Origin of the sequence: Microlunatus sp. Gsoil 973, from assembly GCF_009707365.1 — a bacterium.
Taxonomy (GTDB): Bacteria; Actinomycetota; Actinomycetes; order Propionibacteriales; family Propionibacteriaceae; genus Microlunatus.
Map to the genome: position 1 here is coordinate 4,223,618 of NZ_CP046122.1, position 20,059 is coordinate 4,243,676.

Below are 20,059 nucleotides of genomic sequence, written 5' to 3' on the forward strand. Positions count from 1 at the left end.
TAGCGCACGATCGGTCGCTAAAATGCCCAGGTCCGGGCTGAGGCCCGGGTCTGCCCTATCGGCGAACCACAGGAGTCGATCTCGATGCATCTACTCGTCAAAGGGACCCACGGCCGGCTGACCGGCGAAGCACTGGTACCGAATTCGAAGTATCACGCCCACCGTGCCCTGATCCTCGCGTCGCTGGCGCCCGGCGTCAGCCGGATCACCGGACTCTCCGACGCCCGGCACGTGCAATACACGGTCGGACTGCTCCGTGGGCTCGGCACCCGGATCGACGTCGAGGGCGACACCTTCATCGTTCACGGCGGACCGTACCGGCCGGTTCGGGACAGCGTCTCGGCGGGCAGTTCAGGGACGACCCTCTACTTCATGATCGGCCTGGCATCGCTGTCCGAGAAGCCCGTCGTGGTCACCGGGCAGAAATACTTCCAGCGCCGTCCGGTGGGACCGCTGCTCCGCTCATTGCAGCAGATGGGCGTCGAGCTCGAGTCGGCCAACGACTGCCCGCCGATCAGTGTCGCCGCGAAGCGGCCCACCGGCGGCCACGTGACCATCGCCGGAACCTTGTCGCAATGGATCTCCGGACTGATCCTGTTGGCTCCCTTCGCCACCGGCAAGACGGTGATCGAGGTCGAGGGCGAGCTCAACGAGCAGCCGTACCTGGAGCTGACGGTCGAGATGATGAAGCAGTTCGGCCTCAAGGTCAGCTACGCCCCGGACTGGCGGCGTTTCGAGATCGAACCCAATCAGGAAGCCACTCCTTGCGACCTGGTGATGCCCCCGGACATCGGCTCGGCCGCCTTCGGCATCGCCGCGGCGGCGCTGCATCCCTCCGACATCCTGTTGCGCGGGATGAACCAGCTGTCCGGCGGTCCCGCCGACCATCCCGAGGTGCACTTCCTGGACATCGCCAAGCAGATGGGTGTGCCGATGGAGCTGACCGACGAGGGCGTACGGATCGCCCACGACGGGATCCGACTCACGCCGGCCGACATCGACTGCCGGGGCATTCCCGACATGCTGCCGATCCTGTCGGTGATGGGCTCCCTTCGCAGACGGCGAGACGACGTTCAGCAACATCGCCCACGTCCGGCTCAAGGAGTCCGACCGGGTCTCGGCGATGCTTCAGCTCAACCAGATGGGCGGCAACCTCGATCTTGACGGCGACGTACTGAGGGTTCGCGGCATTCAGCGGCTGCACGGCGCCAAGCTGTCGTCCTTCAATGATCACCGGGTGCTGATGTCGCTGGCCATTGCAGCTTCGACCGCAGACGGTGACTCAACGCTGACCTATCCGAACGCGTACCGGATCTCCTATCCGGCCTATCTGGAAGCGATGAACAGCTTCGGCATCCCGATGTCGGTCGAGGGTGGTCGCCCGAGCCGGGCCGCGCGGACCCATCGGCAGTTGCCCGGCGAGGCCGGCAATCCTGATCTTGCCGCCGAGTTCACACTGTCCGATTGGCTGAAGCGCTGGGCGACCGAGCGCCCCGATGATGTCGCGGTGATCGATGCCCGGCCGCGGACAACAGCGAAGATCACTTGGGCCGAACTTGATCAACAGGTCGACCGGGTGGCCTCGCAGTTGATCAGGCTCGGCGTGCAGCCAGGCGAGCCGGTCGCGCTGCAGCTGCCGAACTGGACCGAGTTCGTGATCATCGCGCTGGCCACCATGCGGATCGGCGCGGTCTGTTGTCCACTGATGCCGATCTTCCGGCAACGGGAGATCGCGTTCATGCTGCGACGGGCCAAGGCACGGGTGCTCTTCGTGCCGGACACCTTCCGCGGCCGTGCTCACGCCGAGGAGATCGCCGGAATCGTGAACGGCGATTTCGGCGCGATTCCCGATGATCTTGCTCACGTCGTGGTGCTGCCCGGTGATGTGCAGATCGGTGCGGACTGGTCGCCGGGCGACGTCTCCTGGCACGACTGGAGCGATCTGCTGCAGGGTGAGGTCGACGAGCAGGCGCTCGCCGAGCGCAAGCCGACACCGGACCAGACCGCCCAGCTGCTCTTCACCTCCGGCACCACCGGGGAACCCAAGGGCTCGTTGATGACCGGTGGCACGCTGTCCCGGGCAGCGTCGATGGAGATCCGACACCTTGGCCTCGACGCCTCCGACACCGTCTACATCCCCAGCCCGCTGGCCCACCAGACCGGATTCCTCTACGGCATGTGGTTGGCCATGGTGCTCGGCGTCCCGCAGATCATCCAGTCCGTCTGGGAACCCCGCCGCGCACTGCAGGCGTTGCGCGAGGGTGAGGGCACCTTCGTTCAGGCCGCCACGCCGTTCCTGGCCGATCTGGTCAAGGCGGTCGAGGCCGGGGAGGAAGCTCCCGAGAAGCTGCGGATCTTCGTCGCCACCGGTGCCGCCGTGCCCCGCGGCCTGGCCGAACGGGCCACCCGGGTGCTGGGCACCGCGGTCTGCGGGGCCTTCGGTACGACGGAGACCTGCCTGGGTGCGCTGAGTGCCCCGACCGACGAGCCGGTGAAGGTCTGGGGCACCGACGGGCGACCGCTGGAGGGCATCGAACTGCGGATCACCGACGAGAACGGCGTCGTCCAGGCCGCGGGGACCGAGGGCAACTTCGAGATCCTGTCGCCGACCAACTTCCAGGGCTATCTGGACCGTCCCGACCTGACTGCCCAGGCCTACACCACCGACGGCTGGTACAAGACCGGCGACCTGGGCATCATCGACGAGTCCGGCTACATCCGGATCACCGGCCGGGTCAAGGACGTGATCAACCGTGGCGGGGAGAAGATCCCGGTCGCCGAGATCGAGAACCTGCTCTACGACCACCCCGAGATCGACGACGTCGCCGTGGTCGCAATGCCCGACGAGCGTCTCGGTGAGCGGGCGTGCGCGTTCGTCGTGGCGAAGCCGGGCGCGAAGATCGGCTTCGAGGAGATGATCAGCTATCTCGATGATCACCAGGTCGCCAAGTACTACTGGCCGGAGCGGCTGGAGCTGATCGACGTTCTGCCGCGCAACGCTGCCGGTAAGATCCAGAAGTTCCTGCTCCGGGAGCAGGCCAGGGGTCTGAAGCCCCAGCGTGTGGAAGGGAAGTAGACAGTGACGGGTATCGCCACCGGTGACTACGACAAGCTGATCACCGAGGTCACCGAATGGGTCCGTGGCCCCGGCGAGGAGTGGGCCGACCGGATCGAGGAAACCGGAGAGGTACCGGATGAGTTGTGGACCGAGCTGCGGGACCGCGGCTATCTGTCGCTGGCCGCACCGGAACGGCTGGGCGGCAGGGGACTGTCCTTCGAGCAGTGGATGGGTCTGATGGAGAGCTTCTCCACCTCCCACGCCTCGGTGCGGATGATCGTCCACGTGGTCAACGGCACCTGGCGGGCGATGGATCCGTTCGCCAGCGAGGAACAGCGTGACCGGTTCGTCCGGCCGTCGGTGGCCGGCACCAAGAAGGTCGCCTTCGCACTGACCGAACCGGGCAACGGCACCGGCGCGGACATCACCTGTTCCCTGGAACGGGAAGGCGACACCTACTACCTCTCCGGTGAGAAACACCTGATCACCTTCGGGGTGCGGTGCGACTACTGGCTGCTCACCGCCCGGCTCGCGGGATCGACCGGTCGGGAGGGAACGGTGGCTGTGATGGTGCCGCGCGACGTCGCGGGCGTGACGGTCAACGACACCTCTCAGACAATGGGCGTCACCGGCACCGACCATGCGCACATGATCTTCGACCGGGCTCCCGTCCCGGCGGCCAACCGGCTCGGTGCCGAGGGGGACGGCCTGGCTGTGGCGCTCGGCGGATTCCTCACCCCATCACGGATCTCGGTCGCCATGAGTTGCGTCGGCCTGGCTCGCCGAGCCCAGGAGTTGGCCTACGACTACGCCAGCCGACGGACAACCTTCGGCAAGCCGCTGACCGCGCGGCAGGCGATCCAGTTCATGCTCGCCGAGAACGAGGCCGACATCGAGGCGGCCAAACAGTTGATCTTGTACGCCGCCCGGGAGTGGGAGACCGGAGCACCGCGGGCGTCGCAGTTGTCCTCGATGGCCAAGCTGACCGCGGTCGACATGCTCGGTCGGGTGACCGACAAGGCGCTGCAGATCCATGGCGGCCTCGGCTACTGGAAGACCGAGAAGATCGAGCGGGTCTATCGGGACGCCCGGGCGCAGCGCTTCGAAGAGGGCACGAATGAGATCCAGAAGATGGTCGTCTTCCGCGAACTCCAGAAACAGAAGGACGTCTTGTGAGCAAGCTGCATGAGGGCAAGATCGCGTTGATCACCGGTGCCTCCCGGGGCATCGGGCGGACGCTGGCGCTGACGCTGGCCAAAGAGGGCGCGACCGTCGTCGTCAATTTCAAGAAGAACGCCGACCTGGCCGAGAAGACGGTGGCCGACGTGAACGAACTGGGCGGGCAGGGCATGGCCGTGCAGGCCGACATCGAGGCGGACGGCGGGGTCTCGGGGCTGTTCGACGCGGTCGCGGAGAACTACGGCCGGCTGGACTACTTCGTGTCGAACGCGGCGGCGAGTGCCTTCAAGAACATCGTCGATCTCAAGCCCCATCACCTTGATCGTTCCTATGCGATGAACCTGCGCCCGCTCGTCCTGGGCGCGCAGGAAGCCGTGAAGCTGATGGACAAGGGCGGTCGGATCCTGACGCTCACCTCCTACGGCAGCATCCGCGCCTATCCGACCTACGCCACGCTGGGTGCGATGAAGGCCGCCGCCGAGGCCTGGGTCCGGTACATGGCTCTGGAGTTCGCCCCGTACGGGATCAACGTCAACGCGGTCAACGGGGGCCTGATCGACTCCGACTCCCTCGACTACTTCTACAACGTGCCGGGGATGGCGCCGATGCAGACGGTCCTCGACCGGATCCCGAAGGGGCGGCCGGGAAGTCAGCAGGAGGTCGCCGACACGCTGGCCTTCCTGTTGTCCCCGGGCGCGGAATACATCACCGGCCAGACGATCGTCGTCGACGGCGGGTTGAGCATCGTCGCGCCGCCGTTCTTCGCCGACACCGAGGCTCCGCTCACCCTGCCCGAGCGTCCCACGAGGTAGCCGTGCAGGTCTGGCAGCCCGGCCGGATCGGCTCGCTCGAGCTCGATCACCGGTTGATCATGGGCTCGATGCACCTCAATCTCGAGGCCCGGGATGATCATGGGGCGGCGTTGGCCGCCTTCTACGCCGAACGTGCCCGGGGCGGCGCCTCGCTGATCGTCACCGGCGGCATTGCGGTCAACCGGGTCGGCGCGGGCGGCCGGCGGTACGCGATCGTCGGCGTCGCTGATCATGAGCAGACGCTGGCCCGGGCCGCCGCCGCAGTCCGGTCCGAGGGCGGCCGGATCGCCGCCCAGCTCTTCCACGCCGGGCGGTACGCCTTCGAGGCCGCGTTCGGCCTCACCCCGGTCGCGCCGTCGGCGGTCTACAGCAGGTTCTCTCGGTGCATGCCGGAGGCGATGACCGAGGAGCAGATCCGTCAGACCTTGGCCGACTTCGGCACGGCCGCCGCGACCGCCCGAGTACTCGGCTACGACGCGATCGAAGTGATGGCGTCGGAGGGCTACCTGGTCAACCAGTTCCTGTCACCGCTGACAAATCAGCGCGATGATGACTGGGGCGGCGACGCCGCGCGTCGCCGGAACTTCCCGCTGGAGCTGCTCCGGGTGATCAAGGATGCCGCCGAGGGACTGCCGGTGATCTTCCGCATCTCCGGTGCCGACCTTGTACCGGGGTCCAGCAGCCGCGCCGAGATCGGTGACTTCGCCGTGGAGCTGGCCGCCGCTGGGGTCGACGCGATCAACGTCGGCGTCGGTTGGCACGAGGCACAGATCCCGACAGTGCAGACGCTTGTTCCCCAGGGAGTCTGGGTTCCGGTCGCCGAGTCGATCAAGGACGTGCTGCGAGCCGCCGGACATGACATTCCGGTGATCGCGTCCAACCGGGTGAACCACATCGAACAGGCCGAGGCGATCATCGGCGGCGGCGCAGTCGACTTCGTGTCGATGGCCCGGCCGTTCCTCGCCGATCCGGCTCTGGTCAGCAAGGCACGCAGCCGTCGGCTGGATTTGATCAACACCTGTATCGCCTGTAACGAGGCGTGTATCGACCGTTCGATCGGGGACGCCGAAGTGTCCTGCCTCGTCAATCCGCGCGCCGGGCGCGAGCTCGGCTTTCCGATCGGCGAACGCGCGGTGATCAGCGGTCGGTTCGCGGTGATCGGCGGCGGCCCGGCCGGTCTCGAGGCGGCCCGTGCCCTGGCATCGCTTGGCCACCGGGTCACCCTCTTCGAAGCCGAGGCCGAGCTCGGCGGCCAGTTCCGGATGGCCGGTCGGGTGCCGGGCAAGCGGGACTTCACCGAGACCATCCGCTACTTCTCCGCCGAACTCGATCGGCTCGGGGTCGAGATCAGGCTCGACTGTCCGATCACCGGGCAGCACCGCGAGGAGTTGCAGACCTACGACGGCATCATCGTCGCCACCGGGGTGGTGCCGCGCCGTGTGGAGCTGCCCGGAAGCGACCGATCCCTGGTGATCAGCTACCACCAGGCGTTCGACGAACCGGAACGCCTCGGCGACCGGGTTGCCATCGTCGGCGGTGGTGGGATCGCGGTCGATCTCGCCCACCTGTTGGTGGGAACGGGTTCGAACGACCCGGAGGCCAACAGGCGAGACTTCCTCGCCGAATGGGGCGTGGAGCAGGAACCGCAGGCCCCCGGCCGGGCCGGACCGTCACAGTGATGCGGCGCACCGGCAAGATCGGCTCGGGAATGGGGCTGACCACCCGCTGGGCAGTGATCGGTGCGATCCGGCATCATGGTGTCAGGATGCTGACAGGCGTCGACTACCAGGAGATCACCGAGGACGGCCTGGTGATCATCAATGCCGACGGTCACTCGGAACTCATCGAGGCCGACACGGTGGTCATCGCCGCCGGTCAGGAACCCAACGACGCCGTGGTCAAGACCGTCGCCGACGCGGGCGTTCCCTACCGGGTCATCGGCGGCGCGGCGGACACCGCCGGACTGAACGCCGTCCGAGCGACCAGCCAAGGCATCGAAGCGGCGTTCGAGCTCAGCGCCCTGACCGTCGCCCGGAGCCGCTGAGCGTCGGCCGGTCCGGCGACTTCCCCGTCAGCGGCCGTAGCCGCCCGGCGCGGGGCCGCGCGCATCATGAACCCGGTCGTACCGCTGCCCTGTCGGGTCGCTGTCCAGGATGCACATGATCAACGGAACCAGAGCGCCGATCCCGCAGGCGAAACTGAGGAACCACCAGGCGCCGGAACGGCCGGTGTCGTGCAGTCGCCGCCAGAAGAGTCCTAGCGTGGGCAACAGCACGACCAGGCTCCAGACCAGACTGGCACTGTCGGCCAGGGCGAGACGTCCCAGCTGGGGTGGTTCGCCGTTCATCATCGCCGGAGCCTGGCCAACGTAGGCGATGATGTAGGGGATCGACAGCACCGTGCTGACGATCGCATTGAACAGATAGAACCACCAGAACTCGCTCCGGCTCGCCCTGCCGTCGAAGCGGACGTACTTGGCGAAAGCCCGCTTGATCGCCTGGCCGAAGCCGATCCCGTACCAGGGCAGGTCGAGGGTGCCGGGGTCCCCGACCGGCCGCCAGGGCGGTTGGCCGCCGAACTGTGGCCCCGGCTGGTGGCCGCCCGGAAACGGCTGCTGATACGGCTGCTGCTGGTACGGCTGCTGCTGGTAAGGCGGCTGGTTGGGTTGTTGCTGGTGGGTCCTGCGGTCCGCCCGATCCCTGGGTACTCATCCCGCTCCTCCACGTGGCACGATGCTGGCACCTATCGTGCCGCCTCCGCGGGCCAGTCGGCGGCATCCATGCGCCAGTCGGGTCAGCGGCAGCAGTGCGCGGTCGCCGGGCCGTCGGCGGCACCCTGTTCGGCGGCTCCCAGATCGTCGGAGTGTCCGGCAGCGATCCGGGACCACTGACTGATCGGGCGTCCGATCGATCCGCTGGCGATGGGGGCCCATTCGGGCGGCCCCGACCGACTACGGAAAGTGCTCGCGTCCTGCGGCCACCCCTGCGGAGAGTCCTCCCACGTCTCTCGCCGCCCGTAAGGCGTCAGATCCATCATCCGGTAGCTGTTGTCCAGCGCCTCGCATCCGCGCCACTCGGTCCAGTAGGTCTCGTAGACCTTGTCACCGTCGCGGAGATAGCAGATCAGGTGGAAGCGGCCGAGTTCCCTTCCGGCGAACAACTCGGCGCGAGCGTCCAGGGCGGAGTACCAAGGCATCCGCCAGCCCATGAAGTCGCGGTAGCGGCGGCTTTCGGCGTAAGCACCCTGACACAGCACAGCGAAGGTGATGTCCCGGGAATGCAGATAGTCCAGGCTGCCTATCTGTGCGCAGACCCAGGTACAGCCTTCGCACTGTTCTGCCGCAGGCCTTCCCTGGTGCCACATGGAGAAGTAGGCGATCAGTTGGCTCCGGCCCTCGAACGCGTCCAGCAGGGTGACGGCGCCGTTCGGGCCGGTGAGCGGCAGCGTGCCGTCGACCTCGACCATCGGCAGTCGTCGGCGCTGGGCGGCGATGGCATCCTGTTCGCGGGTGTGCGCCTTCTCCCGGGTCCGCAGTCGGTCGATCTCGTCCTGGAAGGTGGTCCGGTCGACGATCGTCGGCCTGGCCGTCGGTTGCTTCATGATCACTCCTGTCTGGTGCGGCTCTGCTTGACCCGCGCTCTGCCCCACCGACGAAGCAACCGGCCGCGGATCGACAGCCGCAGCAGAAAATTCCGGAGTACTGTCAGAGCGTCGCCAGGCGGTCGCTCAGATAGCTGCGTTCGGCCTCGGTCGGCGCCAGCCGTAACGCGTCCTGATAGGCGAGCCGCGCCTCGGCCGGCCGGCCGTCACGCCGCAGCAGGTCTGCCCGGGTGGCGGGCAGCAGGTAGTAGCCCTGGAGTTGCCCGGATGCGTCCAGGCCGTCGACGATCGCCAGTCCGGCGGCAACGCTTTCGGCCATGGCGACCGCCACGGCGCGGTTGAGTTCGATCACCGGCGACGGCGTCAACCGGGCGAGTTCGCCGTACAGCCCGGCGATCCGCGGCCAATCCGTGCGCCCGGCATCCGGCGCAACGGCATGGCAGGCGGCGATCGCGGCCTGCACCTGGTACGGCCCATTGGGCCGCATGGTCAGTGCTGAGTCCAGGATCCGTATTCCCTCATCGATCATCGTCGGGTCCCAGCGGCTGCGGTCCTGATGTTCCAGGGTGATCAACCTGCCGTGCTCGACACGCGCCCGGCGCCTGGCCTCGGTGAGCAACATCAACGCCAGCAGACCGTACGCCTCCGGCTCGGACGGCATCAGGCGGACCACGACTCTGGTCAGACCGATCGCCTCAGCCGCCAGCCCGCGGCGCTCGTTCTGTTGACCGTCGTCCTCGTTGTAACCCTCGTTGAAGATCAGATACAGCACGGCGAGCACAGCGGCCAGTCGCTCGGGCAACAATGCCGCCGGGGGTACCCGGTAGGGAATACCGGCGTTCGCGATCTTGCGCTTGGCCCGCACCAGCCGTTGCGCCATCGTCGACTCCGAGGTGAGCAGCGCACGAGCGATCTCCCCGTCGTCAGTCCGCACAGGGTGCGGAGGGTGAGGGCGACGCGGGCGTCGAACGCCAGGGCCGGGTGGCAACAGGTGAAGATCAATCGCAGACGTTCGTCGGGTATCTCCTCCGGCTCGTCGCCGGAGATCCGATCCGGCGTGAGAGCCGCCAACTGATTCAGCTTCGCCCGGCCGACTGCATCCCGGCGAAGACGGTCCGTGGCTGTGTTGCGCGCCGTCCGGGTGAGCCATGCCCCGGGCCGGTCGGGAATGCCGTCACGGGGCCAGGTCGCCAGCGCTCTGGCGAACGCTTCCTGGGCACACTCCTCGGCGAGGTCCCAGTCCCGCGTCACCGCGATCATGGTCGCGACGAGCTGCCCCCATTCCTCCCGGAAGGCAGCGTCGACAGCGGCACGGACACGATCGGCCGGTGTCATGGCTCCCAGATCGGGCGGATCTCGACCGCGCCGCGTTTGGCGTACGGGTGCGCAGCGGCGATCGCGATCGCGTCGTCCAGGTTGTCGCACTCGAAGGCGCTGATCCCGCCGACGAAGTCCTTGGTCTCGGCGAACGGCCCGTCGGAGACGAGCAGCTCGCCGTTGCGGACCCGGACCGTCGTCGCCTCGGTGGTCGGACGCAACCGTGCTCCGAAGAGACCTTCCCCGCGGAGTCGCAGATGCTCCTGGTGCCCGGGGTCGTCGTCGATCTCCTCGAAGCTCATCGGATCGGACTCGTCATCGCAGATGAGCAGCACGTACTTCATGCAGCACGAGTCTGGCACGAAGCCGGGACAGAGTGCCGCGGGCAGCGGCCGGGCAGGATCACGACTCCGGTTTGACGGCGACCACGCGCTCGATCACGCCGGCCAGAAAGCGTTCATGGTGGTGGATGCGGACACCCGCGGCGTGCAGGTGCTTGATCGGCCGGCGACTGAAGTGTTCACCGGCGCTCGGCACGCTCCAGAGTTCGACCGCCCGCTGCACGGTCCGCAACCAGAGCGCGGAGGAGGCAACATGGTCGGCCAGCACCAGTCGGCCGCCCGGTCGGACGACGCGGATCATCTCCGTGACCGCTGTCCGGTCGTCCGGGATGGAACACAGCGCGAGGGTGCAGATCACGGTGTCGAAGGTGCCGTCGGCGAAGTCCAGGTCCTCTGCGGTGCCCTCCAGCAGGTGAGCGGACAGGCCGAGATCCGCAGCGCGTTTCCGGGCGACGGCCAGCATGCGCGGGCTGACGTCGACGGCGGTCAGGTCGGTGCCCGGCCGGTAGTGGGGCAGGTTGAGCCCGGTGCCGACAGCCACCTCGAGGGTTCGTCCGGTCGCCAGGCCGGTCGCCCACTGCCGGGTGTCGCGGAGGATGCGCTTCTCGGCGAAGCGCATGCCCCGGTCGTAGGTCTCGGCGTGCCTGTCCCAGTACTGTCGCTGCTGATCACTGCCGCCGGACAGCGGTGTCATGCTTCAGAATCTACCCGGCCGGATCACGGGCCGATCGTGTCCGGAGTTCGGCCCAGCACCCGCAGCCGGGCCTGCAACGGCCCGTTGCCCTCGGTCGCCGGCCGGAACTTCCACAACTGACCGATGAGCGGGAGCCCGAGCCGAGCCGCGACCCGCTGGGAGTGCAGATTGTCGGCGTCGGTGCTGTAGAAGACGAACCCACCACGGGGGCGGCAGGCGTCTGCCCAGGCTGCGGTCGCCGCCGCCGCCAATCCCAGACCTCGAGCGTCCTCGACGGTCCAGGTGCCGGCCTCCACGCCTTCGGGGGCCAGCCGGGCACAGTGGCAGATCGACAACACCCGGTCCTCGTCGATGATCATCGCCCAGGGCCCATACGCTCCCGCGAGCAGGTCGCGCCACTCGTCGTCCTCCCAGGTGATGGGAACCCTGAGCCGTCCCACCGTCGGGTCGGGTTGATCGGACCGGATGAGCCGGCCCACCGCCGGCGTCGGTTGCGGCCGGGGGTGCCGCGCGTCGTAGCCGGGGCCCACGGTCGCTTCGATCGGGCCGAGCGTCTCCTCCAACAGTGCGGCGACGGCCGTGGCAGCGGCCGGAAGGCCCTGCTCCGCCACGATCAGCCCGACTCGTTCGGCCAGCACCGGGTCAAGGTCGTCGCGGACCTCGATGATCAGCGCGTCATCCGCCTGTCCGATGACCACCGACGGTGGTGCCTCCGGCGCCCGCCGGGTCGGTCCCCAGATGACCCCGATCTCCGTCCGCAACATGTCGACCGCTGACCGGTCGGCGTCGTTGATCATGAGACCAACCCCGCCTGATAGGCGATCACGACCAGCTGGGCCCGGTCCCGGGCCTGGAGTTTGATCATGGTGCGGCTGACGTGGGTGCGGGCGGTCGCCGGGCTGACCACCAGCCGCTCGGCGATCTCGTCGTTGCTCAGCCCTTCACCGACCAATCCCAACACCTCTCGCTCCCGGTCGGTCAGTTCGCCGAGCAGCGGGTGCGGCCTGTGCGTCGCCGGTCGACTGCCGGTGAACGAGGAGATCACCCGCCTGGTCACCGAAGGGCTGAGCAGCGATTCACCACTGGCCGCAACCCGGATCGCCCGGACGAAGTCAGCCGGATCGCTGTCCTTGATCAGAAACCCACTGGCTCCCGAGGACAGGGCCTCGAAGACGTACTCGTCGAGCTCGAAGGTGGTCAGCATCACCACCTTGGTCTCACCGAGCCGCGGATCGTTCTTGATCTTGCTCAATGCCTGCAGCCCGTCGGACAACGGCATCCGGACGTCCATCAGGACGACATCAGGATGCAGCCGCGACACCAGATCGACGATCTCGTGGCCGTTGCCGGCCTCGCCGACGAGTTCAAGATCATCTTCGGCTTCGACGAGCACCCGCAGGCCCATCCGGACCAGTGGTTGATCATCGGCAAGAGCCACGGTGATCGTCATCCCTGCGCCTCCGTCCGGATCGGGAATTCGGCGTGCACGGCGAAACCTCCGTCGGCGCGCGGACCGGCGGTCACCTCGCCGCCGACCGCTCGTGCCCGTTCCCTCATCCCGATCAAACCGCTTCCCTTCGGTTGCTGGTTGTCCGGTGCTGTACCGTCCCGATTACTGTCGCGACCACTGCGCGGGACGCTGGGGCCGTTGTCGATCACGTCGACGACCAGCAGTTCGGCAGTCCTGGTGATCACCACCTCGGCATCGGCACCGTCGGCGTGTCGGGCGACATTGGTCAGTGCCTCCTGAAGCACCCGGTAGGCGGCGGTGTCCACCGGACCGGGAAGATCGTCCAGCCGGCCGTCGGTCCGGACCGCCACGGAACGTCCTGCGCTGTGGAACGAGTCGACGAGCTCGGGCAGCCGGGCCAGCCCGGACACCGGTGCCCTGCCATCAGTCGTCTCACCGCGGAAGACTGCCAGGGTGGCGCGCAGTTCGTCCAGTGCATTCTTGCTGGTGGATCGGATCGCCTGCAGCGAGTCCTCGATCCGGTGGTCCGAACCGGTCCCGGCCTTCTGCCGGTCCTTGTCCAGCAGGTAGAGGGCGACTCCGGCCTGCATGTTGATCACCGAGAGGCTGTGGCCGATCAGGTCGTGCACGTCACGAGCGATCCGCAGTCGTTCCTGATAGGCCGCCCGGCGCAGGTCGAGATCATGCGCGCGCCGGCTCTCCTCGGTGCGGATCCTGCGAATGGTGGCGATCAGGGCCGGCACCATGATCAACGGCGGTCCGAGGACGAGCGCGGTGTACAGATTCGGATTGGCGAAGCCGAGGTAGGGATCACCGACGAAACCGCCCCAGATCAGCGGCAACAGCAGAGCCGCCCACGGTGCCCATCGGCGGACCGGCAGCCGCGTGGCCAGGGCGAGCAGCCCGAGAGCCGGCGCGAACAGCACCGGGCCGAACGGCAGTCCGACAGACAGATAGCCGGTTGCACCCACGACCGTCATTGCGTAACCGGTCAGCGGGCGGATCCGGCGTACCGCGATGCCGATCCCGATGATCAACACCAACAGCACCGCGGACCAGGTGTAGGGCTCACCGAGCACCGGTGTCTCCGGGAAGTGCATGGGGCGCCGCCCGAAGCCGGGCTGCATCCACGGCGGCTGCATCCACGGCGGCTGCATGGTCGGAGTGCCTTCGCGGATCACGGAGCCGGCGACTCGGGCGACGCCGAGCGACACAACGGCGACGATGAAGCCGAGTGGCGCATCAAGGAGATAAGGGCGTGATCGTGTGGTCATCGCCGGCTCCTCCCCGTCGCAGATCATCGGTTCCGGACAGAGCCTAGTGATCGACCGCGATCGGGACGTCGGGCGAATCGCGTACCCGTCCTACGTCGGGGAGCGTACGGAAAGTGTCGCTCGACAGCCGATGTGCGCCGACGGTCCGAAGCGGATGGTTGAGCCATGAATCCATACGGATGGGGTCCACCAGGCGGCCCCGGCTTCCATCACGGGATACCCGTGTTCGCACCCTTTCTAGGAGTTCTCATGTGTCTGCTCATTCCGCTGCTGCTGGCAGCAGTCGTCTTCTTCCTGGTCCGCCGCGGCAAGATCGGTCCTCCGCCGTGGGTCCGCGCCGGAGGCCCGGGTGCCTGGTCGGGTGGTCCGTTCGGCCAGACCAGCCCGGAGTACGAGGCCCGCAAGACGTTGGCGAATCGCTTCGCCAACGGTGACATCTCGCCCGAGGAGTTCCTGGAACGGGCGGCAGCCCTGAACTGGACCCCCGGTGTCGATCACCGTCCGAACGGCGACGCCAACAAGTCCTGAACACCCGGATCCGCCGGACCCGCCGATGATCGTCGGTGGGCCCGGCGTTCCTGTCGGTCCGGCCTGTGCCCCTTGACGAATGGCCCGGTGGTCGGGACGCTTGGGCTGAGGAGGGGCCATGACCGAATCTGTCGTACTGGTGGGTACCCGTAAAGGTCTGTGGATCGGACGGTCCGACGAGGAGCGCAGACAGTGGACGTTCGATCCGCCGCAATTCCTGATGCAGTCGGTCTACGGCGTCGGCATCGACGCCCGCACCCCCGGGCCGCGGCTGTTCGCCGGCGGGACCAGCGAGCACTGGGGGCCGGGCGTCTACTACTCCGATGATCTCGGTCGGACCTGGACCGAGACCCAGGGCGCTGCGGTGCATTTCGACCCGGACATCGGTTCCAGCGTCGAACGGGTCTGGCAGATCCAACCGGCGCCGGAGGATCAGCCGGACGTGATCTATGCCGGCACCCAGCCGTCAGCCCTGTTCAAGTCCACCGATCGCGGGGAATCGTTCGAATTGGTCAAACCGCTCTGGGACCACCCGCACCGGCCGGAGTGGGGCGCCGGGTTCGGTGGGCAGGCGATCCATACGATCATTCCCCACCCGTCCGACGCTGGTCAGCTCACCGTCGCGATGTCCACCGGCGGGGTCTATCGCACCGCGGATGCCGGGCAGTCCTGGTCGCCGGCGAATGTCGGCATCAAGGCGTACTTCCTGCCCGATCCGTGGCCGGAATTCGGTCAGTGCGTGCACAAGGTCGCGATGCATCCGGCCAATCCGCGCCGGATGTACGCCCAGAACCACCACGGCGTCTATCGGTCCGACGACGCCGGTGATCAGTGGGTGTCGATCGCTGATGGGCTGCCCAGCGACTTCGGCTTCCCGATCGTCGTGCATCCCCAGGACCCTGACACTGTGTTCGTCTTCCCGTTGATCGCCGACGGTGCACGGATCCCGCCCGACGGGGCCGCCACCGTCTGGCGCTCGACGGACGCCGGACGGACCTGGACCGGTTTGAGTGACGGCCTGCCGACGGGCTTCTACGCCGCCGTCATGCGGGACGCGTTCAGTGCTGACAACGGCCGCCGGTCCGGGCTCTATCTCGGCGCCCGCGACGGCACGGTGTACGCCAGCACCGACGACGGCGACCACTGGGAGCAGATCGCGGCGCACCTGCCCGATATCTACTCGATCCGAGCGATCGTCGTCTCCTGACCGAGATTCGACCCAGGGATTCCGAACCGGGCCGTCGAACGGCGTCGTCACGGGGACGATCGTCGGTTAGGCTTGCCTAACTCACGCCAGCAGTGCATATGTCCGTCAGCAAGGAGCTGCATGCCCGACCAGCCCGAACCCGGAGCCCCCGAACGACTTCGTCGACGCGGCGGTCCGCCCAAGACCGCAACACTGCTCCGCAAAGAGTGGCTGAACGACTCGATGGTGCGGTTGTTCTTCGGCGGAGCCGATGTCGACCAGCTTTCCGAACTCGAGTACACCGACCACTACCTCAAGATCCTCTTCCCGGGCCCGGTGACCCGCACCTACACGATCCGGTCGCTGGACCGGAAAACCGGTGAACTGGCGATCGACTTCGTGGTGCACGGCGATGAGGGGCTGGCGGGGCCGTGGGCTGCCACCGTCGATCCGGGGGCGGTGATCGAATTCCGCGGGCCGGGCGGAGGGTATGCACCCCAGGAGCAGTACGACGCCCACCTGTTGGCCGGCGACGAGGCCGCGATCCCGGCGATCGCGGCTGCCATCGAGCGACTGCCTGTGCAGGCGAGCGCGGTAGCCGTTCTCGAGGTCGCTGATGCCGATCACCGGCTGGCGGTGCCGTCGGACCGGGCCGAGATCGTCTGGGTCCATCGGGACGGCCGCCCGTACGGCGAACGGCTGGCCGAAGTCGTCCGGGAGCGTGGCCTTCCTGAGGGCCGGGTGCAGGTCTTCGTGCACGGCAACGCCGGGATGGTCAAGGATCTGCGTCGCTACTTCTTCCTCGAATGCGGCCTCGACCGCCGCGACGCGTCGATCTCGGGATATTGGCGGACCGGACAGAACGAGGACGCGTGGCAGGCCGGCAAGCACGAGTTCGTTGCGCAGATGGAGGCCGAGGAGGCTGCCGTCGGTTCGGGAGCCCACTAGAGTCCTCTGTCGTGCACCTGCTCGACTTCGGGGCGGAGACCGACCGCGGAACGACCCGCGCCATCAACGAGGACAGCATCCTGGCCTCGCCGCCGGTGTTCGTCGTTGCCGACGGCGTCGGCGGCAGCGAAGGCGGTGAGGTGGCCAGCGCGCTGGTGGTTGAGGAGTTCGGCAGACTCGCCACGCTCCCGGTGATCGATGCCGACGCGGTGCGGGCGACGTTGACCTCCGCCCACCGGCGGGTGCGCGAGTTGCATGCCCGCCAGTTGCATGGTGCCAGTAGTACGGCGGTCGGCGTCGTCGGCGTCATGTCCGGCGACGAACCGTACTGGGTGGTCTTCAACATCGGCGACAGCCGGGTGTACCGGCTGCCGACCCGCAACGCCCCGGACGACCGGCCGGGCCTCACCCAGATCAGTGTTGACCATTCCCATGTCCAGGAACTCGTCGATGCCGGCGTGATCACCGCCGATGAGGCGGAGACCCATCCGGAACGCAATCTGGTCACTCGGGCGGTGGGCGCCGACGAGGTTGCCGAACCGGACTTCTGGATGATTCCGATGGTGCCCGGCGACCGCTGGCTGATCTGTTCCGACGGGCTGCTGGCCGACCTTCCCTATGCGGCAGTACGGGACCGCGTCGAGCAGCGAACCCCAGCCGCAGAGACTGCGCGGGACCTGATCGGGATGGCGCTGCAGGCCGGCGTGACCGACAACGTCTCGGTCATCGTCATCGACGTCATCGGCGACGGCCTGGCCTCGGCCGCCCAGGAAGCCACGGCCGTCCAACCGCACCTTGAGGCATAACAAGCCATGGACAACGTAGGGTTTCGACGACGTACGGACCGGTACTGCGTTCACACGCACGGGAGATTGGGACGATGAGCGAGCCGAAGACTGATGCCGCGGTGACCGAACGGGCCCACTGGACCAGCCAGTGGCGCGCACGCTATCGCCGCGGCGACTGGCTGGTGCTGGCCGGACCGACCAGTCTGGTCGTGATGCAACCGGCGGCACCGCAATGGTCCGACCTGATCAACGCGGTCTGGGAGGAGGTGGTCTCCTCGGCCTCGATCGAGGAGCTCGGCGCCCGGCTGGCCGCCTTCAAACTGGACCGCATGCCGGATTTCGCGGCACTGTTCTGGGACCGCGGGCAGATGCGGTCCCTGGTACGCGGCGGGGTCAGCCTGGTCGATCCGGGCACCGGCCGGCCGATCGCCGACGGCGTGGGCGTAAGGACCTGGACCGAGATCGGCCTGGGTGGACTGCAACGGGTCGAGCTGCGGGCCGGTGAGCAGAGCGCGGTCGAAGAGCTGGAGCTGCCATTGGTGATTGGTGCAGCGAACGCCTCCCGGGTGCTGTTGGACTGTTCCGAAGAGGTGCAGATCCACTCCCCGCAGGGCACGTTGGTCGGCGATATCTCGTCACTGCGGTTGCTCGATGCTCCCGCGCCGTCGGCCGTGGTCGCCTCGGAGCCGACCCAACCGGTACCGTCGCCCCAGCCTGAACCGCAGCCTGAACCGGAGCCCGAACCGGAGCCGACGGTCGCCTTCGCGAACCCGACCCCGGTGCCGGACCAGCACCAGGTGATGGAGACCGGCGAGACGCTGGTGGACCAGCCGCCGGTGCCGCCGGCGTCCTCGGAGGATGAAGGCGCGAAGACGATCTTCGCAAGCAACCTGCCGGGCCTACCCGTGTCGTCCCAGTCACCGCGATCGGTGCTCGGCGTCCTGCTGCCGTCCAGCGGCGGCCGGATCGAGGTCGATCGTCCGGTGGTCATCGGCCGGTCGCCGGCCGCCAACCGGGTCAGCGGAGACCAGCTGCCCCGGCTGCTGACGGTGCCGAGCCCGAGCCACGACATCAGCCGTACCCACGTCCAGGTGGCCCCGGAGAACGGCCGGATGGTCGTCACCGATCTGAACTCGACCAACGGCACCATCCTGGTCTTCCCGGACGGGCGGCGCACCGATCTTCGTCCGGGTGTCGGCGTGCCCGTCGAGGTCGGCAGCGTGATCGATCTCGGCGACGGCATTACCATCGCGGTCGACCGGGCCTGATCGCGGCGTGGCCCGAGCAGGTCGCGGCCTGGATGGCGCAGGCCGGTCGGAACGGGCCGAACCCAACGGGTTGGAAGGAAGAGGATGGCAATGAGCAGCGTGGCTCCGATATCCCGACCCGGCGGACCGGCGGTCGGTCTGCCCGAGGGCGTCTACCTGGCGTCGATGGGACGACGGCTGGGTGCGTACCTGCTCGATGCCGTGGTGCCGCACATCCTGGTCCTGCTCGGGGTGGCCAACCTCGCTCGCGGTGGTCCGGTGTGGCTGACGGTGATCTTCTGGGTGCTGGTGATGTGTTGGCTGCTGGTGCTGCTGTGGATGTACGGGAAGCTTGCCGCCGGCCCGGGGATGCGGCTGATGCGTCTGCAACTGGTCGGGCTGCACAACGGGCGGCCGATCGGCCTGTCGCGGGCATTGGTCCGGGGCGTCGTGCTCTGGCTGCTCAGCGATGTCACCGTGCTGCTGATCGTGATGGTGGTGCTGATGTGGCAGCAGCCGCGTCGGCAGGGTTGGCACGATCTCGCCGCCGACTCGGTAGTGATCGAGGAGCGGCCGCTGGCGCCGCCGCGGGCAGGGGAGTTCCGAGACCCGCGGGCCTGGTTCCTGAACCTCATCGGCCGCCGCACAGGAGCGGCCTCCCGGTCGCCGCGGCCGGCCCGGGTCGAGGGCGCCGCGGCTCGGCCGGCGATCGAGGCCGGGCCCGTGCCGCAGCCGTCCCCGGCGGTGCAGGGACCCCGGGAACAGCCGCAACCACAGCACCAGGCCCAGCAAGAGGCCCAGCAAGAGGCCCAGCAAGAGGCCCAGCAGGAGGTCCAGCAGGAGGCCCAGCAAGAGGTCCGGAACCCGCCCGCGGCGGAGCCGGTCGGCGCCGAGTCCGCTGTCGGCCCGGAGCCCGAGCCCTCGGCCTCGGTGGAGACCAGGGTGCAACCGGCTGCCACTGAGCCGATCCAGCTGCCGCCGCCGAACGTCGGCTGGTCGGTGATCATGGACGGCGACCGAGAGATCCCGATCACCAGGCTGACGCTCTTCGGACGCAATCCTCAGCCGCGACCCGGCGAGGACGACGCGCAGTTGATCAAGGTCGTCGACGAGGCGCGGACGGTGTCCAAGACCCATCTGGCGATCAACGTCGACTCCCGGGGGTGTTCGTCACCGATCGCGGCTCGACCAACGGCTCGGCGGTGACGGATCCGCAGGGCGTCTACAACCTGATCGCCGCCGAGCAACCGGTCCGACTGGCCGGCGAGGGATACGTGGTGTCCTTCGGCAACCACCATCTCCGACTGGTCCGACGCTGAAGCTCGGCCGATGAAGATCAGCGGCGAAGTGATCGTCTGGCGCGGACCGGCGCCGTTCTATTTCCTGCCGGTGCCGGCCGAGGAAAGTCTGGACATCCGCGAACTGGCCAACGAGCTCACCTACGGTTGGGGCGTGATCCCGGTGACCGTACGTCTCGGCCGGACCGAATGGACCACCTCGTTGTTCCCCAAGGACGGCCGCTATCTGGTGCCGTTGAAGGACAGGGTCCGCAAGGCCGAAGGTGTCGGGGAGGGAGACACCGTGACGGTCGACCTGTCCCTGGGCCGTTAGGGTCT

At 67.9% G+C, this 20,059-nt stretch carries 21 protein-coding genes and 1 pseudogene; 13 read left to right on the forward strand and 9 right to left on the reverse strand.

Going from position 1 to position 20,059, the window contains the following annotated elements:
* The first annotated feature begins 84 nt into the window (after window positions 1-84).
* From GJV80_RS24655 to GJV80_RS24665, 6 genes are read left to right on the forward strand one after another with little or no spacing between them, the layout of a single operon-like run.
* On the forward strand, window positions 85-1,164 hold the full coding sequence (locus tag GJV80_RS24655) for a 3-phosphoshikimate 1-carboxyvinyltransferase (RefSeq protein ID WP_255455494.1): 1,080 nt from the start codon (window positions 85-87) through the stop codon (window positions 1,162-1,164).
* Window positions 1,082-3,076, forward strand: coding sequence for an AMP-binding protein (locus tag GJV80_RS24660; RefSeq protein WP_255455592.1), 1,995 nt, complete (start codon window positions 1,082-1,084; stop codon window positions 3,074-3,076). Before GJV80_RS24655 ends, GJV80_RS24660 begins: the two co-directional genes overlap by 83 nt.
* A gap of 3 nt (window positions 3,077-3,079) precedes the next feature.
* Window positions 3,080-4,234, forward strand: a complete 1,155-nt coding sequence (locus tag GJV80_RS19835) for an acyl-CoA dehydrogenase family protein (RefSeq protein ID WP_230207873.1) — start codon at window positions 3,080-3,082, stop codon at window positions 4,232-4,234.
* The gene (locus tag GJV80_RS19840) at window positions 4,231-5,049 is read left to right on the forward strand and encodes an SDR family oxidoreductase (protein ID WP_154689383.1); all 819 of its coding nucleotides are present in this window, start codon (window positions 4,231-4,233) and stop codon (window positions 5,047-5,049) included. Before GJV80_RS19835 ends, GJV80_RS19840 begins: the two co-directional genes overlap by 4 nt.
* Before the next feature lie 2 nt (window positions 5,050-5,051).
* Window positions 5,052-6,728 carry an FAD-dependent oxidoreductase gene (locus GJV80_RS19845; protein ID WP_255455495.1) on the forward strand — a complete coding sequence of 559 codons (1,677 nt, stop codon included), beginning with the start codon at window positions 5,052-5,054 and terminating at the stop codon, window positions 6,726-6,728.
* Window positions 6,728-7,093 (forward strand): FAD-dependent oxidoreductase, encoded by a 366-nt coding sequence (locus GJV80_RS24665; protein WP_255455496.1) that lies wholly within the window; start codon window positions 6,728-6,730, stop codon window positions 7,091-7,093. Before GJV80_RS19845 ends, GJV80_RS24665 begins: the two co-directional genes overlap by 1 nt.
* A gap of 27 nt (window positions 7,094-7,120) precedes the next feature.
* Here the strand turns inward: GJV80_RS24665 and GJV80_RS19850 are convergent, their stop codons facing one another.
* The 9 genes and pseudogenes from GJV80_RS19850 to GJV80_RS19885 form a co-directional block, all read right to left on the reverse strand.
* Window positions 7,121-7,576: a DUF805 domain-containing protein gene (locus GJV80_RS19850; RefSeq protein ID WP_154689384.1), complete on the reverse strand. Its 456-nt coding sequence runs from the start codon at window positions 7,574-7,576 to the stop codon at window positions 7,121-7,123.
* Window positions 7,577-7,842: 266 nt separating this feature from the next.
* The gene (locus GJV80_RS19855) at window positions 7,843-8,649 is read right to left on the reverse strand and encodes a DUF899 family protein (protein WP_154689385.1); all 807 of its coding nucleotides are present in this window, start codon (window positions 8,647-8,649) and stop codon (window positions 7,843-7,845) included.
* A 103-nt stretch (window positions 8,650-8,752) separates the two neighbouring features.
* On the reverse strand, window positions 8,753-9,583 hold the full coding sequence (locus GJV80_RS19860; protein WP_370518784.1) for an RNA polymerase sigma factor: 831 nt from the start codon (window positions 9,581-9,583) through the stop codon (window positions 8,753-8,755).
* Window positions 9,584-9,807: 224 nt separating this feature from the next.
* A pseudogene (locus tag GJV80_RS25240) lies at window positions 9,808-9,984 on the reverse strand (RNA polymerase subunit sigma-24); the annotation flags it as partial.
* Window positions 9,981-10,310, reverse strand: coding sequence for a YciI family protein (locus GJV80_RS19865; RefSeq protein ID WP_154689386.1), 330 nt, complete (start codon window positions 10,308-10,310; stop codon window positions 9,981-9,983). The gene GJV80_RS19865 and the pseudogene GJV80_RS25240, both read right to left, overlap by 4 nt.
* Before the next feature lie 58 nt (window positions 10,311-10,368).
* Complete coding sequence (locus GJV80_RS19870; protein ID WP_154689387.1) at window positions 10,369-11,001, reverse strand: class I SAM-dependent methyltransferase; 633 nt, start codon at window positions 10,999-11,001, stop codon at window positions 10,369-10,371.
* A 23-nt stretch (window positions 11,002-11,024) separates the two neighbouring features.
* On the reverse strand, window positions 11,025-11,798 hold the full coding sequence (locus tag GJV80_RS19875) for a GNAT family N-acetyltransferase (RefSeq protein ID WP_154689388.1): 774 nt from the start codon (window positions 11,796-11,798) through the stop codon (window positions 11,025-11,027).
* Window positions 11,795-12,451 carry a response regulator transcription factor gene (locus tag GJV80_RS19880; RefSeq protein WP_154689389.1) on the reverse strand — a complete coding sequence of 219 codons (657 nt, stop codon included), beginning with the start codon at window positions 12,449-12,451 and terminating at the stop codon, window positions 11,795-11,797. Before GJV80_RS19880 ends, GJV80_RS19875 begins: the two co-directional genes overlap by 4 nt.
* On the reverse strand, window positions 12,448-13,746 hold the full coding sequence (locus GJV80_RS19885) for a sensor histidine kinase (RefSeq protein WP_230207874.1): 1,299 nt from the start codon (window positions 13,744-13,746) through the stop codon (window positions 12,448-12,450). The genes GJV80_RS19880 and GJV80_RS19885 overlap by 4 nt, the downstream gene beginning before the upstream one ends.
* Before the next feature lie 249 nt (window positions 13,747-13,995).
* Between GJV80_RS19885 and GJV80_RS19890 the strand changes: the two genes are divergently transcribed.
* The 7 genes from GJV80_RS19890 to GJV80_RS19920 all read left to right on the forward strand — a co-directional run bounded on the left by GJV80_RS19890 (window position 13,996) and on the right by GJV80_RS19920 (window position 20,054).
* A complete protein-coding gene (locus GJV80_RS19890; protein WP_230207875.1) occupies window positions 13,996-14,274 on the forward strand; it encodes an SHOCT domain-containing protein in 279 nt (92 codons plus the stop codon).
* Between the two features lie 118 nt (window positions 14,275-14,392).
* Window positions 14,393-15,481, forward strand: coding sequence for an exo-alpha-sialidase (locus GJV80_RS19895; RefSeq protein ID WP_154689391.1), 1,089 nt, complete (start codon window positions 14,393-14,395; stop codon window positions 15,479-15,481).
* A gap of 120 nt (window positions 15,482-15,601) precedes the next feature.
* Complete coding sequence (locus GJV80_RS19900; RefSeq protein ID WP_154689392.1) at window positions 15,602-16,408, forward strand: siderophore-interacting protein; 807 nt, start codon at window positions 15,602-15,604, stop codon at window positions 16,406-16,408.
* Window positions 16,409-16,419: 11 nt separating this feature from the next.
* Entirely contained in the window at window positions 16,420-17,214 is a 795-nt protein-coding gene (locus GJV80_RS19905; RefSeq protein ID WP_195909029.1) for a PP2C family serine/threonine-protein phosphatase, read from the forward strand.
* Between the two features lie 74 nt (window positions 17,215-17,288).
* Window positions 17,289-18,464 (forward strand): FHA domain-containing protein, encoded by a 1,176-nt coding sequence (locus tag GJV80_RS19910; protein ID WP_154689394.1) that lies wholly within the window; start codon window positions 17,289-17,291, stop codon window positions 18,462-18,464.
* 90 nt (window positions 18,465-18,554) lie between these two features.
* The gene (locus GJV80_RS19915; protein WP_195909030.1) at window positions 18,555-19,649 is read left to right on the forward strand and encodes an RDD family protein; all 1,095 of its coding nucleotides are present in this window, start codon (window positions 18,555-18,557) and stop codon (window positions 19,647-19,649) included.
* Between the two features lie 123 nt (window positions 19,650-19,772).
* On the forward strand, window positions 19,773-20,054 hold the full coding sequence (locus GJV80_RS19920; RefSeq protein WP_154689396.1) for a DUF1905 domain-containing protein: 282 nt from the start codon (window positions 19,773-19,775) through the stop codon (window positions 20,052-20,054).
* Window positions 20,055-20,059 lie beyond the last annotated feature (5 nt).

Bases quoted from the DNA above. Each gene is read 5' to 3' on its own strand.
- GJV80_RS24655 (WP_255455494.1), top strand. From the start codon at position 85: ATGCATCTACTCGTCAAAGGGACCCACGGCCGGCTGACCGGCGAAGCA.
- GJV80_RS24665 (WP_255455496.1), top strand. From the start codon at position 6,728: ATGCGGCGCACCGGCAAGATCGGCTCGGGAATGGGGCTGACCACCCGC.
- GJV80_RS19855 (WP_154689385.1), bottom strand. From the start codon at position 8,649: ATGAAGCAACCGACGGCCAGGCCGACGATCGTCGACCGGACCACCTTC.
- GJV80_RS19865 (WP_154689386.1), bottom strand. From the start codon at position 10,310: ATGAAGTACGTGCTGCTCATCTGCGATGACGAGTCCGATCCGATGAGC.
- GJV80_RS19870 (WP_154689387.1), bottom strand. From the start codon at position 11,001: ATGACACCGCTGTCCGGCGGCAGTGATCAGCAGCGACAGTACTGGGAC.
- GJV80_RS19875 (WP_154689388.1), bottom strand. From the start codon at position 11,798: ATGATCAACGACGCCGACCGGTCAGCGGTCGACATGTTGCGGACGGAG.
- GJV80_RS19880 (WP_154689389.1), bottom strand. From the start codon at position 12,451: ATGACGATCACCGTGGCTCTTGCCGATGATCAACCACTGGTCCGGATG.
- GJV80_RS19885 (WP_230207874.1), bottom strand. From the start codon at position 13,746: ATGACCACACGATCACGCCCTTATCTCCTTGATGCGCCACTCGGCTTC.
- GJV80_RS19890 (WP_230207875.1), top strand. From the start codon at position 13,996: ATGTGTCTGCTCATTCCGCTGCTGCTGGCAGCAGTCGTCTTCTTCCTG.
- GJV80_RS19895 (WP_154689391.1), top strand. From the start codon at position 14,393: ATGACCGAATCTGTCGTACTGGTGGGTACCCGTAAAGGTCTGTGGATC.
- GJV80_RS19900 (WP_154689392.1), top strand. From the start codon at position 15,602: ATGCCCGACCAGCCCGAACCCGGAGCCCCCGAACGACTTCGTCGACGC.
- GJV80_RS19910 (WP_154689394.1), top strand. From the start codon at position 17,289: ATGAGCGAGCCGAAGACTGATGCCGCGGTGACCGAACGGGCCCACTGG.
- GJV80_RS19915 (WP_195909030.1), top strand. From the start codon at position 18,555: ATGAGCAGCGTGGCTCCGATATCCCGACCCGGCGGACCGGCGGTCGGT.
- GJV80_RS19920 (WP_154689396.1), top strand. From the start codon at position 19,773: ATGAAGATCAGCGGCGAAGTGATCGTCTGGCGCGGACCGGCGCCGTTC.